The sequence below is a fragment of the Pseudomonas sp. HK3 genome (assembly GCF_052920985.1).
In genome coordinates, this window is record NZ_JBREXD010000001.1 from 417,308 (window position 1) to 432,300 (window position 14,993).

15 protein-coding genes are annotated in these 14,993 nt (G+C 43.5%); 6 read left to right on the forward strand and 9 right to left on the reverse strand.

From position 1 onward, the window contains the following. Positions 1-103 precede the first annotated feature (103 nt). The 9 genes from zapB to ACU6U9_RS01955 form a co-directional block, all read right to left on the reverse strand. The gene (gene zapB, locus ACU6U9_RS01915; RefSeq protein WP_446733393.1) at positions 104-322 is read right to left on the reverse strand and encodes a cell division protein ZapB; all 219 of its coding nucleotides are present in this window, start codon (positions 320-322) and stop codon (positions 104-106) included. Between the two features lie 80 nt (positions 323-402). Further along, positions 403-1,572 (reverse strand): MalY/PatB family protein, encoded by a 1,170-nt coding sequence (locus ACU6U9_RS01920; protein ID WP_446733394.1) that lies wholly within the window; start codon positions 1,570-1,572, stop codon positions 403-405. A 124-nt stretch (positions 1,573-1,696) separates the two neighbouring features. After that, positions 1,697-3,028: a leucine-rich repeat-containing protein kinase family protein gene (locus tag ACU6U9_RS01925; RefSeq protein ID WP_446733395.1), complete on the reverse strand. Its 1,332-nt coding sequence runs from the start codon at positions 3,026-3,028 to the stop codon at positions 1,697-1,699. Positions 3,029-3,131: 103 nt separating this feature from the next. Further along, positions 3,132-3,539, reverse strand: coding sequence for a hypothetical protein (locus ACU6U9_RS01930; protein WP_446733396.1), 408 nt, complete (start codon positions 3,537-3,539; stop codon positions 3,132-3,134). 90 nt (positions 3,540-3,629) lie between these two features. Then, a complete protein-coding gene (guaA, locus tag ACU6U9_RS01935) occupies positions 3,630-5,204 on the reverse strand; it encodes a glutamine-hydrolyzing GMP synthase (RefSeq protein ID WP_446733397.1) in 1,575 nt (524 codons plus the stop codon). Between the two features lie 126 nt (positions 5,205-5,330). Continuing rightward, positions 5,331-6,800: an IMP dehydrogenase gene (guaB, locus tag ACU6U9_RS01940; RefSeq protein ID WP_446733398.1), complete on the reverse strand. Its 1,470-nt coding sequence runs from the start codon at positions 6,798-6,800 to the stop codon at positions 5,331-5,333. A 107-nt stretch (positions 6,801-6,907) separates the two neighbouring features. Continuing rightward, a complete protein-coding gene (locus ACU6U9_RS01945) occupies positions 6,908-7,753 on the reverse strand; it encodes an alpha/beta hydrolase (RefSeq protein WP_446733399.1) in 846 nt (281 codons plus the stop codon). Further along, positions 7,737-9,566: an Lnb N-terminal periplasmic domain-containing protein gene (locus ACU6U9_RS01950; RefSeq protein ID WP_446733400.1), complete on the reverse strand. Its 1,830-nt coding sequence runs from the start codon at positions 9,564-9,566 to the stop codon at positions 7,737-7,739. Before ACU6U9_RS01950 ends, ACU6U9_RS01945 begins: the two co-directional genes overlap by 17 nt. Positions 9,567-9,647: 81 nt before the next feature. After that, entirely contained in the window at positions 9,648-10,118 is a 471-nt protein-coding gene (locus tag ACU6U9_RS01955; RefSeq protein WP_446733401.1) for a DUF3015 family protein, read from the reverse strand. A gap of 125 nt (positions 10,119-10,243) precedes the next feature. Between ACU6U9_RS01955 and xseA the strand changes: the two genes are divergently transcribed. The 6 genes from xseA to ACU6U9_RS01985 all read left to right on the forward strand — a co-directional run bounded on the left by xseA (position 10,244) and on the right by ACU6U9_RS01985 (position 14,927). Then, positions 10,244-11,587 (forward strand): exodeoxyribonuclease VII large subunit, encoded by a 1,344-nt coding sequence (gene xseA / locus ACU6U9_RS01960; RefSeq protein WP_446733402.1) that lies wholly within the window; start codon positions 10,244-10,246, stop codon positions 11,585-11,587. Further along, a complete protein-coding gene (locus ACU6U9_RS01965; protein WP_446733403.1) occupies positions 11,580-12,425 on the forward strand; it encodes a peptidoglycan DD-metalloendopeptidase family protein in 846 nt (281 codons plus the stop codon). Before xseA ends, ACU6U9_RS01965 begins: the two co-directional genes overlap by 8 nt. Positions 12,426-12,525: 100 nt before the next feature. Next, positions 12,526-13,101: a DNA endonuclease SmrA gene (gene smrA, locus ACU6U9_RS01970; protein ID WP_446733404.1), complete on the forward strand. Its 576-nt coding sequence runs from the start codon at positions 12,526-12,528 to the stop codon at positions 13,099-13,101. Between the two features lie 13 nt (positions 13,102-13,114). After that, entirely contained in the window at positions 13,115-13,309 is a 195-nt protein-coding gene (locus ACU6U9_RS01975) for a hypothetical protein (RefSeq protein ID WP_446733405.1), read from the forward strand. Positions 13,310-13,550: 241 nt separating this feature from the next. Next, entirely contained in the window at positions 13,551-14,531 is a 981-nt protein-coding gene (locus ACU6U9_RS01980) for a methyl-accepting chemotaxis protein (RefSeq protein WP_446735046.1), read from the forward strand. Positions 14,532-14,597: 66 nt separating this feature from the next. Then, positions 14,598-14,927: a Rieske (2Fe-2S) protein gene (locus ACU6U9_RS01985; protein WP_446733406.1), complete on the forward strand. Its 330-nt coding sequence runs from the start codon at positions 14,598-14,600 to the stop codon at positions 14,925-14,927. Positions 14,928-14,993: the final 66 nt, after the last annotated feature.

Sequence of the window (14,993 nt, forward strand, 5' to 3'; positions counted from 1 at the left end):
GCACGTGGGCGATTATTGAACAATAAAACAGAGCTTAGTAAAACTACATGTAAAATATAAAAAGCCCTTTCTGCTGCTGCATTAAAGGGCTTTAGCCTAACAGCTAGCCATTTGCAGCAAGCGCCGCATTTGATTCGCTTTCGAACTGTGTGAGTAAACCCGTGATTTTTTCTTCAAATACTTTTCGTTGCTCACTCGCCACTGACTTTTCTTGCTTTAATACTGATACTTCTTGTTTTAGCTCTTCGTTTTCCATATTCAATAACTCTATGGTCTCTAACGCTAAAATGATTTTTTTCTCTAACTGATCTAATAATTCCATAACAACCTCTACAACTGTGGAAAAGAGGCGCGATAATAAGCGCCTGTAAAAGCAGACGCAAGTAGATTACATCGAGTTTGCTATAAAGAGCTGGCTTTCAGTTCATTTAAACGGATTGATACTGCTTTTTCAATTCGATCAAGTGCATTAATTAAAACAGAACGCTGGCAACCAAAATTTAAACGCACATAATTATTATCTCCGAACTCAGCGCCAGCTGACATGCCAACGCCATGATTTTCGAAAAACTTTTGTGGGTTATCAAGCTGCAAAGCCGAAACATCTAACCACGCAAGGTAAGATACCTCCGCTGGTCGCATCGAGATTCCCTCAATGGCGTTTACTTTATCAAGGATCAGCTGGTGACTTTCATTAAGATAATCAATCAGCTCTAAACGCCATGGTTCACCATACTTGAATGCGGCCGTAGCAGCCGCCATGCCTAATATGTTCACATGCCCCACTAAGCCGTCCATTAACTTAGCGTATTCTGTACGCATTTTAATATCTGAAATAATGGCAAATGCCATGTCTAAGCCAGGTACATTAAAAGTCTTGCTTGGCGCCATTAATGTAATTGTGCGCTTGCACACATCATCACTTAAAGACGCAATGGGTATGTGTTTTTTACCATTTAAGATTAAATCGCAATGTATGTCGTCAGAGCAAATTATCACGTCGTTTTTAACACAGACATTGGCAAACTCTGTGAGTTCGTCACGACCATACACCTTACCAATAGGATTATGCGGGTTACACAAAAGTGCCACGCCCACATCGCTACTTAATTCTTGCTCCATGGCGGGCAAATTTAATGACCAGCTGTCTCCCTCGGGCTTAACATGATACGTATAGTTGTCGGTATCTAAAATAGGGGCTTGGCGCATAAGATGCGGGTATACAGGGAGCGCTGTAATCCCTGCTGGCTTGCCATTATTTACCGCGATTGCACGAGCCAAGTTCAACCCTTTTACGACACCAGGCGTGAAGACAATCCACTCGGGCTCAATTTTCCAGTCGTAATGATGATGACAATGTTTAACAATCAGCTCACGCAGCTCAGTGCTATCTGAACCATAACCCAAGACTCCGTGATCCACTCGCTCTTTAATAGCATTTAGTATTTCGGGGGCCACCTGAAAATCCATATCCGCCACCCACATAGGCAGAATATCTTTGCCTTTGTAACGTTTCCATTTAATCGAATCGGATTCGCTGCGGTCTATGTCTGGGCCAAAATTATTCATCATGCTAGATCCTTGCTAAATTCTGAGGCTAATTCTACTCATTAATTGTTTGCACTGCCTGTAATGAAACCACCCTACAACAAACACGTCATTCTCGCCAACAAGGTATTTACCTTACATAACCTATTTATTTTTGTAATGCATAAAACTGCTCAGATATTTCAAAAAAACGAGGGCGGGCAGACAGACTCTCACTCATGGCCAAATGGCTCATTGCCGTTAAATTTTCGAATAATAAATCGGTGCCTTTAACTAACGACAATAAGTCATCCACAAAACAACCGAACGCACGCACTTCAATGCGCTCCATTTTATCTTTTTGCTCAGCGCTTAACACGCCTAAATCCGTAGCCGCACCAAAGTCACCAAATAGAATATTACAATGTGAATCAAACATTGTATTGTGTGCGTAAATATCGCCATGGCTAACGACTTGTTGATGCATGTGGTTCAACGTGTCTGCCATTTGGCTCGCAATGTTAAGAACCTCTGAAGACGTTAATGACATATCTGACTTAAATGTATCTCGAGTACAGCTTTTTAAACTAGGCGGAAGACCTAAGTTTTTAAACTCAGGCGAGATCAATTCCATCACAAGTCCGAGCTGTTCTAAGTCATTAATATGTGACAATACTTTTATTAAATTTGGATGCTCACCTGTATTGAGACAACACTGAATTTCATCTTGAGGATAGCCATCACTGGTGACAGACCCTTTAAATAATTTCACCGCTATTGATACGTTATTTTCCGCGGAATGATCAGTAGCAGACACCCAATCCGCATGGTGAATCACACCCGATGCGCCCTCACCAATTTGATGATTCAACTTAATGGCATCCAGCGACACCTGTGGAATAGTCGCTTGAATAGAACCTGATGATTTACAAACTGGGTTACCAGAGAAACCAAGCCATGATAATTTGGGTAATGACAACAACCAGTCAGGCACACTCGTTAATTGATTGGCCGACAAGCGGACCAGCTCAAGGTCAGTACAATTTGCCATGCTATCAGGCAACGCCGTTAATTGGTTGCCAGCTAATGCTAGCTTTCTTAATAAGGTTAACTGCCCCAACGAATGAGGTAATGTTTGAATTTGATTATTCGTTAAAATTAACCAGCGAGTCGATAAAGGAAAGCAATCTTCATCCACTGTTTTAAGTTGGTTCGATTTAAATGCGATCATTTCTAACTGCTCACATTCAGCAAGCACACGAGGAACATGCTCAAATGCATTATCGGTGAGAAATAAAATTCTTAACTGTTTGAATCGATGGAAATCATCAGGCAGATCGGATAATTGATTTCCGCCTAAGTCGAGTATTTCAATATGATCGGCTAAATCGAATAATTCCCGAGGGAACTCTGTTAGATTCTCAGATAGCTGAAACCGTTTCTGTGATCCTAGAGATTCAGGTGTGATAGAGCCGGATTGTAACTGCTGTAAAGTAAACAAAGTGTGATTGCCAATAAAAAGGAATGATTGGTGTTATTTTAGAGGAAAATAAAGTGACTAGACAGGCGATTCATACATTTTGATTTAAGTCTCCCTGCAAAAATCAATTAACCAATACCTCACTTGACTGAGTGTTAATTATCATGTCTTCATCCATTAGTTCTCCGCCGTCTTCAAGTAAAGGCATAATATGGCTTAAAACCTGAACATTTAAAAAGCTATCATCACAACTGCCCTGCTTTTCTAAAAAGTGCACCGTATTTCCAACAATGACGATTGACCCAGAAACCACCGTCGTAACACCTGCAACGATTCCTGACAGCACTAAAGCATGAAGTGGATCCCCTGTACCTTCCATTAATACTTTCATCCCAGAGTGATTCATCGCCAGATGATATTCTCTGGAGACAAGGTCACAACGCTTGTAGTCTTTTCTGAACGTCTGCTTAGGATAGGCCACACATGCCTGCAATAAAATGAAAACTAAAACGCTGGTTAGTATTTTTAGCATCAATGATTGCCTTATGTCGTATCCATAAAAAAGCCGATGCGTGCATCGGCTCTTATCAGGTGCGGTGAACCTCTCATTAACTAAGCGTGATTATTCCCACTCAATCGTCGCAGGCGGCTTAGATGACACATCATAAGCCACACGAGAAATGTGCTCGATCTCGTTAATAATACGATTCGATACTTTCTCTAATAACTCATACGGCAAGTGTGCCCAGCGCGCCGTCATAAAATCAATGGTTTCAACTGCACGTAACGATACAACCCACTCGTAACGACGTTGATCACCGACTACACCTACCGACTTAACCGGTAAGAACACCACAAACGCTTGAGAGGTTTTATGGTACCAATCGAAGTTATGCAGCTCTTCGATGAAGATGGCATCCGCTTCACGTAAAACATCGGCGTATTCTTTTTTCACTTCACCTAAAATGCGCACACCAAGACCAGGTCCTGGGAACGGGTGACGGTAAACCATGTCATATGGCAAACCTAGCTCAAGACCAATTTTACGTACTTCATCTTTAAACAATTCACGTAATGGCTCGACTAAATCCATTTTCATATCGTCAGGCAAACCGCCTACGTTATGGTGAGATTTAATCACATGGGCTTTACCTGTTTTAGATGCCGCGGATTCGATCACGTCAGGGTAAATTGTACCTTGCGCTAAGAAGTCTACATCTTTAATTTTGGTCGCTTCAGCATCAAACACTTCGATGAAGGTATTACCAATCACTTTACGTTTCGCTTCTGGGTCTGATACACCCACCAGCTTACCCAAGAATAAATCGGCACTATCAGAGCGAATCACTTTTACGCCCATGTTTTTTGCAAACATGTCCATAACCATGTCGCCTTCATTTTTACGAAGCAAGCCGTTATCCACAAATACGCAGGTTAGTTGACTACCAATGGCTTTGTGTAAAAGAGCCGCAACAACAGATGAATCAACGCCGCCCGACAAACCAAGCAATACTTTTTTATCGCCAACTTTTTCTTGCACACGCTTGATTTGATCTTCAATAATATTGGCAGGTGTCCATAAACCTTCACAGCCTGCAATGTCTATAATGAAGTGCTCAAGCATACGGCCACCTTGTAAGGTGTGCGTCACTTCTGGGTGAAACTGTACGCCAAAAAAGTTTTTCTCCGCGTGGTACATACCTGCAATTGGGCATGATGGCGTAGATGCCATGAGTTCAAAACCTTCAGGCATTTTGACTACTTTGTCACCGTGACTCATCCAAACGTCTAGCAGTTTCTCGCCTTTATCGTTTACATGGTCAGCAATGTCTTTAAACAACGCACTGCTGCCTTCAGCTTTAATTTGCGCATAACCAAATTCGCGTACATCAGAGCCTTCAACTTTACCGCCCAATTGTTCTGACATAGTTTGCATGCCGTAACAAACACCAAAAATAGGCAAACCCATATCGAAAATTTCTTGTGCCGCACGGGGGCTATTCTCTTCATGCACTGACTCAGGGCCACCGGCTAAAATAATGGCTTTAGGCGCAAATTCTTTGATGTCTTCAGCGCTCATGTCCCACGCGCGAATTTCAGAGAACACACCAAGCTCACGTACACGACGCGCAATAAGCTGGGTGTATTGAGAGCCAAAATCTAGAATTAGGATTTTCTGTGCATGAATGTCTGTCATAAAGACCTCGTATCTATAAAACTAAAAAACCTGTTGCCTTAGCAACAGGTTAAAATTCTGTTTGTTGGGTTACTTTTCGGCTAACCCAACTTACTTAGAGCGCTCAAGAGACTCTAAGGTAACGCTTTAGCCCATACGGTAATTAGGGGCTTCTTTTGTGATTTGCACATCATGCACATGGGATTCTTTCATGCCCGCAGATGATATTTTCACAAACTCAGGTTTCGTACGCATGTCGTCAATGGTGGCACAACCGGTGTAACCCATGGCTGAACGAAGACCGCCCATCATTTGATGCACAACATTGCCCATTGGGCCTTTAACCGCGATACGGCCTTCAATGCCTTCTGGCACTAATTTGTCGTTACCCGCTTTAGAGTCTTGGAAGTAACGATCCGCACTGCCTTGGCTTTGGCCCATAGCACCTAATGAACCCATGCCACGGTAAGATTTATAAGCACGGCCTTGGAACAATTCTACTTCGCCTGGGGCTTCGTCGGTACCGGCTAACAAAGAGCCCGCCATAATAACGTAAGCGCCTGCAACAACGGCCTTGGCCATATCACCAGAGAAACGAATACCACCATCTGCAATTAACGGCACACCAGTGCCTTCAAGTGCGGCTGCTACGTCGGCTACTGCGCTGATTTGTGGCACACCTACACCCGCTACAATACGAGTGGTACAGATAGAACCCGGGCCGATACCTACTTTAACGCCATCGGCACCCGCATCCGCTAGCGCTTTAGCCGCAGCGCCTGTGGCAATGTTGCCACCAATAATTTGTAACTGAGGGAAGGTTTCTTTTGCCCAGCGTACGCGATCAATTACACCTTTAGAGTGGCCGTGGGCCGTATCGACAATCACCACATCAACACCTGCTTTTACAAGTGCCGTAATACGATCTGGCGTTTCAGCTCCGGTACCAACAGCCGCACCCACACGTAAACGACCTTGATCATCTTTACAGGCATTTGGGTAAGCAGAGGCTTTATCAATATCTTTAACGGTCATTAAACCAACCAGCTCAAAGTTATCGTTAACGACTAATACTTTTTCAATGCGGTATTTATGAAGCAAACCCTGAACAACGTCGTTGCTCTCACCTTCTTTTACCGTGATGAGTTTTTCTTTCGGTGTCATAACGCTGGCAACGGACGCATTTAGGTTCGTTTCAAAACGAACATCACGACCCGTTACGATACCGACTAAGTCAGCACCATCAACAACGGGCACACCTGAGATATTGTTTTGACGGGTAATTTCAAGCAGCTCACTGATCGTGGTGCTACTGGGTACTGTAATAGGATCTTTAACCACACCGCTTTCGTATTTTTTAACTTTACGAACTTCAGCTGCTTGCTGCTCGATGGTCATATTTTTATGAATAATGCCTAAACCGCCTTCTTGCGCCATAGCAATCGCTAAGCGAGATTCGGTTACGGTATCCATAGCCGCAGAAATAAGGGGAATATTTAGCTCGATTTCACGGGTTAACTTGGTTTTAAGGTTCACCTGATTGGGCAAAACTTCACTGTAACCGGGAACGAGAAGAAGATCGTCGAACGTTAATGCGTCTTGGGCAATTCGCAACATGATGGGACCGCCATACCTGAATAAGAATGGCGCGTAATTCTACCTTAAACAAGGCAACGGCGAAATCAAAATTTACTTAAGTTTGTATGTATTTTAGACCTATTACCTTATTTATTCGATTCCACTGGCAACTGGGCAATAAAATCCAAGAAGATCTGCTGGTATTTAACAAAGCGAAACGTACGCGTATGAGGGCCCATTGTGGTAATCCATTGTTTAGGCTCTAAGGCTTTAGCAAACAACTGCTCACCCGCTTCGTAGGGCACGGTTTGATCATCAGGGCTATGCAGCATCAATAGAGGTTTATTGCCCCATTGGTCAATCCACTCTACAGGATCATATTTACTGGTTATGGCCAACGCAGGCAGCTGTAACAGCCACGTAAACCAATTTCGCGACATGGCTTCAGCCGCCATATCAGGGTAACTGGCAAATGCAGCATCAAGCACCACTGCATCTACTTTGTCTTTTTGTGGATAACTGCCTAGACCATAAACGGCTAACGTCGCGCCCATGCTTTGCCCAAACAAGACTAAAGGCAAATCATCATGCCTAGCGACCATCCAATCTAAGCCTGCATACACATCCATAAAGATGTCAGGCAGCATCGCGTGCCCTTCGCTTTTACCATATTCACGATAACCCAGTAAAAAGACGTTATAGCCGGACTTAACGAGCCAATGAATATTAAATTGGTGGTAACTCATATTTTGCGCATTGCCATGCAAAAACATCACATTACCTTTGGCTTGACCCTGTGCTGGCATCCACCAGTTATGAAGCTTAGTGCCGTCATGAGCTTGAAGCTTAACCACTTCGAATTCGAAACCCAGTTGAGCAGGCGTGGCGGGGTACTCTTCTAGGGGGAAAAACATCAAAGACGTTATACCCGTGCAACCGTTTAGGATCAGCACTAACCAACCCAATACGAAAATTCTAATGATAAATGGCATACGTCAGCCTTACTTGCTCTTGTTCAAGTTGTCGCCACTTTTGTTTTTGCCACTGCACGCGAATTTGTTGATTTTTACCAAGCGGCACACCAACACCCACTTGGTATTCAGTGCTTTCACCGGATTGAATCACACTGGCCAAATGCTGAGCCGATAACCACATATTAAATTGGTCCGTTTGAATCAAATACCCAAGCTCAGCACCAGCGCCTAATCGCCAGTCATCTTTATAGCGCTCACCATTGGCAATTTGAGTTTGTAAAAAGGCATACGCCATACCCGGCCCTGCGTCATAGCCGTAACCACCACCCAGTTTAATATGCGCATGACCTAAGTCATCGCTCGCCCAGCGCTCATAACCACCATTTACTTGCCAGCTAATCGGTTGGCTTAATCGATTACGCGGACCCAGTGAACGAATACTGATGACATCAAAGTGCTGAAGCCTATGTAAGTGGGATTCATCTGCACGAAAACGAATGTCACCCATTTCAATTTGCGCGCCTTTTCGATAACCCGCCAAATTATCAAGCCAGTCATGATAGTTAATCCGAAAACCAATTTCTAAAAAGTCTTCCGTTGCCCCAATTGTAGAGCGCAATGTGTTGTGGCCATGCTCATCGCGTACTAACGGTTCTGGGAACGGTTTGTACGCTTCACCTTTAAAATCAATTTTCGAACGCAGCGACAATAATTTTAAACTGCGCTTTGGTAGCGTTGGATCGGTATCGTTTTTCTTTAAATTTAAATAACGGGTATAGCCATAGGCAATGTCTAATACTTGCGCTTTTTCTTTTTCACTTAAATTTAAAAAACGCGCTTCTCTTGAAACCGCATATGGATCATCTGCTAATTCACGCGCAATCAAACGCAGGTCAGCCGTTAACTGCAAGCGCTGACCTTCAATAATTGTGGTTCTGGAAGGCCTGAACGTAACATCGCCAATTAAGTCTTTTTTCTCTAACGCACGAATCGTATCCGTCGGCACCGTTCGATATTTAAAAGGGGCGGCTAGCTGCCAGCTTGGCTCAATGGCGTCTAACAATGTCAGCAGTCGATAGGAACAGTTTTCGTCAATAAAAAAGTAATCAAACCGGATTTCATTCAGCTCCCAAATATGACGTGTAAATTTTTGTACCTGTTCATGACTTAGATCAAGTTTGTATTCCCAAATATCACGACTTTCAATGTGATTGTATTCATTTACTTTTTCATAATACGGCACAAGAGAAACATAACCTGGGTAACCGCCGGTTAGCCCTTTAACGGTAAACGTTAATTCATCGTCGTTTGCATCCGTAAACGCCGCAAAATTAATCGCAGAAGACAGTAACTTGTGGCCTTGTTTGCCATCTAATCGAAACAGCGTATGCCCAAACATAGAAGATGGGCTATTGATATAAGACGATGGAAAAATCAGATACAACTCTTCGCCTTTAATCTGGTCGTACCATTCATCAAATGCGGGGCACTGTATTTTTGTAAAATTCTGTTGTGGTAATTTTTCTTGTAAAAAGTTTAAGCGAGCAGGGAAACGACAAATCGCAGCGTCATCACCCTCTTGTGGCAATTTGAATGCCGCAATGGTTGCTTTTAATTCCGCTAACGCATCGTATTTACCAGCATCTGATAAGAAAAAACGATCATCATCAACTTCACTGTATTCAACATTATTTATGCCTTGTGCTTGGTAATGCAACAGGGCTCGCCACTTTGGCGATTGAGATAATTGGGAAATATTTGAATCTGAAAACGCAGGAAAAGAAATACAACCCGAAAAACATAACAGGGTAATAAAACGTAAAATAGGCATGGATTTTATTCTTAGTTTATTCTGGCGCAAAATAACAAAGGGGTGCAAAAGCACCCCCTCTAAAATTAACTAAATCTAGGATTAACCTAGGTATTTAGCCAACTTGTCGTTGCTTGCCATAACGCTAACTAACGCGCCATAAGCTTCTTCAGAAGAAGATTCAGTGCTTACAAAGATAGAATCAAAGTTTGCTTGAACTTCTTTAGAGAATTCAGCTTTATCAGCAGCATCTACGCCAATAAGGCTAGTTAGTGCATCTAAAGATTCGCCTTGACCGCGTGCAGAATCAGAAGCAAGTTGCTCCATGTTTTGATCCATAAATACACGTGCTAGCTTAAGAGGGCCACCAGCATCGCCACAACCTGAAGTACCAGAAGTCATGCCGAAAGTTTGGTTACCAGAAGAACCGTTAGTAGTCGCAGCCATTACGTGCTCGTACCATTCGTTTGCTTCAGGGAAAACAAATTCTGTACCAGCGCCACAACCTGCAGGGCTAGCAAAAGAAGATGTAGCAGCTACAGCAAGTGCAGCACCAGCGATGAGCTTTTTCATGTATGATTCCTTATCCGTTGGAACAATTAAAAGAGCAGTTGAATCAACTACTGGGTCTAGTATAGCCAGTAATTCTAGGGTTTTGTCTAGTTATTTTTCAAATTGGTTCACACTATTAGGTCTGTATGAGTAATTTTGAACAAAAGAACACCATAATTAGCGTCAGTCAGCTGAACCGTCAGAGTAAAGAATTACTCGAAACGTACCTGCACCGAGTGCAGGTTACAGGCGAAATTTCTAACCTTGCGCGCCCCAGTAGTGGCCATTGGTATTTCACGTTAAAAGACCAGCGTGCTCAGGTACGTTGCGCCATGTTTAAAAGTCGCACGCAATATTTAAATTTTATTCCGAAGGAAGGCGAGCAGGTCGTTGTCACCGCGTCGGTTAGTTTGTATGAGGCGCGCGGTGACTACCAATTAATTGTCGATGCCATGCAAAGCGCAGGCGAAGGCGCATTGCAATTAGCGTTTGAAGAACTCAAACAGCGTTTATTTAAAGAAGGCTTGTTTGATGCTCAGCATAAACAAATTATTCCTGCGCACCCTAAACATGTAGGTATCATCACCAGCCCGACGGGTGCTGCAGTAAAAGATATTATTTCAGTTTTAAAGCGCCGCTTTCCAAGTTTGCCTATTTCTATTTACCCAACTCAAGTTCAAGGTCAACAAGCGGCAGGACAAATCGCCAATGCCATTTCACAAGCGAATCGCGACAATATTTGTGACGTATTAATTATCGGTCGTGGCGGTGGCAGCCTAGAAGATTTATGGCCATTTAATGAAGAAGTGGTCGCGCGCGCTATTTATAATAGTCATATTGCGACAATCAGCGCAGTAGGTCATGAAGTGGATACGTCGATCAGTGACTTTGTTGCCGACCTGCGCGCACCAACACCATCGGCGGCAGCAGAATTAGTGAGCCCTGATCGCTTTGAATGGCTGGGACGGTTTGAACAACTTGAACGCAGTTTAGCGCGCGTCATAAAAAACAAAGTTGCCCAGCAGAATTTTCATTTATTGCAATTGATCAAACGTTTACGTCATCCAAAAGACAAACTCAACGAACACATGCAACGTCTCGACATGGCTGAGATGCGCTTAAAAAACGCCATGGTATCTCGGCTGCAAAATAATAAAAATCGCCTGCAAACTTGTCAACAATCACTCGCAGGATTCAAACCAGACAAGCAACTGGCGTTGATGCAGCAAACCAATGCGCAGCTTAACAAACGCCTACAAAAAGCCATTCAATCAAACCTAACCAGATGGCAGCAGTCTTTAGGGAAGCAAGTTGAGGTATTGAATGCGGTGAGCCCTTTGAGTACGCTGAGTCGTGGTTATGCGATTAATACCACCACAGATGGCCAAGTTATCCACAACGCTAACCAAGTAAAAGTGGGGGATACCGTCTATGCCAAACTGCACGAAGGTAAATTGAGTTGCACAGTGAGCGAGTTATACGATGAATAAAACACACATGCCCAGCACACCGCTTATTTCAATCATACTTGGCTTCATATGCTTATTGATGATGCCCAACGCCTACAGTTTGCCACAAGCCGCCAATGTTCCTGGCGGTATAGCGATTATAAAACTGGATGCCGAGCTAGATAACCCGCCTCAAGCGGTTTATAAAAAACACCCTGTTACTGTCGTTAAACACAACAACGCTTGGCATGCTGTGGTTGGCCTTAAATTAGCTACCAAGATGGGCGAACACTTTGTTGTCAGCCAAGGCAAGCGCTACCCTTTCACAGTGACAGCAAAAGATTACCCTGAGCAACATATCAAGCTGAAAACCCGTAAGCACATTGACCTTTCAGCTGAAAACTTGACCCGTCACAAAGGCGAAAAAAAACAAGCCAATGCTGTCTTTAAGGTATTCGACACCCAGTTAACGCCTGATTTAGAGATGATCAAACCGGTAGTGGGTCCTTACTCCAGTCCTTTTGGGTTTAAACGCTTTTTTAACGGCGAACCGCGTAAGCCCCATAGTGGATTAGATATCGCAGCCCCCACAGGGACACCGATTCACGCACCCACCTCTGGTAAAGTGGTGTTAACTGGCAACTTCTTTTTTAATGGTAATGTCGTGTATATGGACCATGGCCAGGGAATAATCAGCATGTTTTGTCACCTAAGTAAGATTGACGTTAAAGCGGGTGATGTACTGAAAAAAGGCGCTGTTTTAGGTAAAGTCGGTGCAACTGGCCGTGTCACAGGGCCGCATTTACACTGGTCCGTCAGCTTAAATAACGCCCGTATTGACCCATTGCTGCTGCTTAAAGGCGAAACATTACAGCCATAAACCAACACGAATTTGACGCAAAACGCGTATAATGCCTAAACGGCATCAAGCGAAACAGTATTCGAGTTAACATTAAAGTAAGTGAGAGGGGGGAGCCAATATGGACGATTTTTCAGAATTTAAAAAGGCTATTGGTGATGTAACGCCCCTCAAAGTAGATGAGCGGGTCAGTCTAAACAAAAACAAAACCCAGCAAGACAGTATTGCCGTCGCTCAGCGCCGCCAAGCGGCCGTAACCGATGCACAGGATGACCCAAATCACTTAAGTGATACGCATGTGCACATGGTAAAACCATACGACATTATTCAATACAAAAAAGATGGCGTACAAGAAGGGGTTTACCGTAAATTTCGCTTGGGTAAATACCAACTCGATGCTCGCCTTGATCTACACAGACGCACAGTTCAACAAGCCCGCGAAGAGGTCTATCGCTTCATTGAAGATGCCATGAAGTACGACCTACGTACGCTTATTATTCTGCATGGCAAAGGCGAAAAAGAAGCCACTCCAGCCTTACTAAAAAGCTGGACCAATAAATGGCTAAGAGAATTTGACGACGTTATCGCTTTTCACAGCGCCAAGCCTCAGCACGGTGGTACCGGGGCACTCTATGTGATGCTCAGAAAAAGCGACCGTAAGAAACAAGAAACCCGCGAGAAACATCGAATTAAATAACCGAGGTGTCGCTATGAGCAAATCACCAGGTACCGCCAGCACCATGCCTGTTACGGGTGCTGCATGCGGTATTAAACCCAGCAAAGAAGCCATGGAAGTCGATTTTAGCATCGACTTTTCACACGCTAAGCAGCTCCTAGAGCAAACCCAGCAAAATACCCTTAAAGATGTAGGCCAAGACACGCCAGATATTACGCTGAAGAAATAGTACTCACTTGTCACCCTCTCATGCTGAGCTAAAGTTAAAAGATATTATAGAGTTTGGTAATACCATGGGCTTATTCTCAATCGCAAATAGCGGGAAACTGGCTGAGCGTGACGCACTCATTGCAACACTGCATACCGAAATACAAGCGCTTCAAGATAGCCTTAGTAACGCTGAACTCAGTCGCCTAGCCTCTGAGGAATTGCAAAATCACATTGGTGAGATGGCCACAGAGCAAAACTCAATGAATGCTTTATTATTTAAAACCGTTCATAGCGTCAACGATATCCACAATCTTGTCAGTCACAACGCTGAAGCCTTAGGCGCAGAACGCTCTCGCTTAAAAGACAGCGAAGCCACCTTTGGGCAAATTACCGTCATATTGAAGCAAGTAGGCCAAAGCCTAAATCAAATTGACAGCCGAGCCAGTCAAACCGGCGAAAACATGGTGCAGCTCAATCAATCCGCCGCCAAAATAAATGATTGTGTCGTAAAAATTGAAGGCATCAGCGATCAAACCAATTTACTGGCACTTAATGCCGCCATTGAAGCCGCAAGAGCCGGCGAACAAGGCCGTGGCTTTGCCGTTGTAGCCGATGAAGTGCGAACCCTTGCTGGGCAAACAGGTAACACCACCAAAGAGATTTCAGACATCATACAAGCCACCACGAATTTCATTCAAAAAGTCGATAAAGGCATTGAAGATATTCAAAAAGATGCGACCAACTTAAAGGAGACCACATCAACGATTGAATCCTCGGTTAAGCTGATTACAGACTTAAGTAAGGATATGAACATCATAATTAATCGCAGCACCAACGAAAGCTACATACAAGTTGCTATGCTGAGTTTATTGGCGTTTAAATCCCGAGTATATGAATTCATCTCCACTGACAAACACGATGATGAAACGTGTGAATTAATAAAAGATCATAAAGGTAACGGCTTTGGCCAGTGGTATTTCCATGGTTTAGGTCAATCAACGTTTGGCCATTTGAAAAGTTATCGCAGCATCGAGCAACACCTCGAAGGCTTGCATAAAAACGCCTATTCGGCTCTCATTGCCGCTAAAAAAGGCTCCAGCAAAGACAAGCTTAGCCGTCTCAATAAAATGGAAGACAATAGCCAAACCCTTATTCAGTATCTTGAAGGTCTTAACGACGATCTGCAAAACATGGCTAAAAAGGCCATGGATGATGCTGAAAATGAGGATGTTTTATTTTAAATTAAAGCGCCTTCCCTTCTGCCAATTAGACGAAATTGGTTATAATCCATTATTTGGATTCTGCACATGCTCTCCCTATGCCATGTTAACGATATCAATGACAACCAAAGCAAAGGCTTTTCGATTGAAGGGCGCTCAATATTTGCGGTTAAAAAACACAACGAGGTTCATGTTTACCTTAATAGCTGCCCTCATTTAGGTGTGCAACTTGAAATGGTGCCAGATCAATTTCTTGATAGCAGCCGCAGCTTAATTATGTGTGCAATGCATGGTGCATTATTTCGTATAGAAGACGGCTTATGCATCAGCGGGCCTTGTTTAGAGCAGTCCCTGAAAAGCATTCCCTTTAAGATCATTGATCAACACATTACCATTTCAAAAACAGCCTTAGCCTAGTCTTTCGTCTAGTTGCCTTTGTCTTTTAGATAAGTAAGGATAAGGCAGCGATTTGAAAGGCACATC

Coding starts and splice junctions, on each gene's coding strand:
- xseA (WP_446733402.1), top strand. CDS start 10,244: ATGAGTAATTTTGAACAAAAGAACACCATAATTAGCGTCAGTCAGCTG.
- guaA (WP_446733397.1), bottom strand. CDS start 5,204: ATGACAGACATTCATGCACAGAAAATCCTAATTCTAGATTTTGGCTCT.
- ACU6U9_RS01975 (WP_446733405.1), top strand. CDS start 13,115: ATGAGCAAATCACCAGGTACCGCCAGCACCATGCCTGTTACGGGTGCT.
- ACU6U9_RS01930 (WP_446733396.1), bottom strand. CDS start 3,539: ATGCTAAAAATACTAACCAGCGTTTTAGTTTTCATTTTATTGCAGGCA.
- zapB (WP_446733393.1), bottom strand. CDS start 322: ATGGAATTATTAGATCAGTTAGAGAAAAAAATCATTTTAGCGTTAGAG.
- ACU6U9_RS01980 (WP_446735046.1), top strand. CDS start 13,551: ATGAATGCTTTATTATTTAAAACCGTTCATAGCGTCAACGATATCCAC.
- ACU6U9_RS01945 (WP_446733399.1), bottom strand. CDS start 7,753: ATGCCATTTATCATTAGAATTTTCGTATTGGGTTGGTTAGTGCTGATC.
- ACU6U9_RS01985 (WP_446733406.1), top strand. CDS start 14,598: ATGCTCTCCCTATGCCATGTTAACGATATCAATGACAACCAAAGCAAA.
- ACU6U9_RS01955 (WP_446733401.1), bottom strand. CDS start 10,118: ATGAAAAAGCTCATCGCTGGTGCTGCACTTGCTGTAGCTGCTACATCT.
- ACU6U9_RS01920 (WP_446733394.1), bottom strand. CDS start 1,572: ATGATGAATAATTTTGGCCCAGACATAGACCGCAGCGAATCCGATTCG.
- ACU6U9_RS01950 (WP_446733400.1), bottom strand. CDS start 9,566: ATGCCTATTTTACGTTTTATTACCCTGTTATGTTTTTCGGGTTGTATT.
- ACU6U9_RS01965 (WP_446733403.1), top strand. CDS start 11,580: ATGAATAAAACACACATGCCCAGCACACCGCTTATTTCAATCATACTT.
- smrA (WP_446733404.1), top strand. CDS start 12,526: ATGGACGATTTTTCAGAATTTAAAAAGGCTATTGGTGATGTAACGCCC.
- guaB (WP_446733398.1), bottom strand. CDS start 6,800: ATGTTGCGAATTGCCCAAGACGCATTAACGTTCGACGATCTTCTTCTC.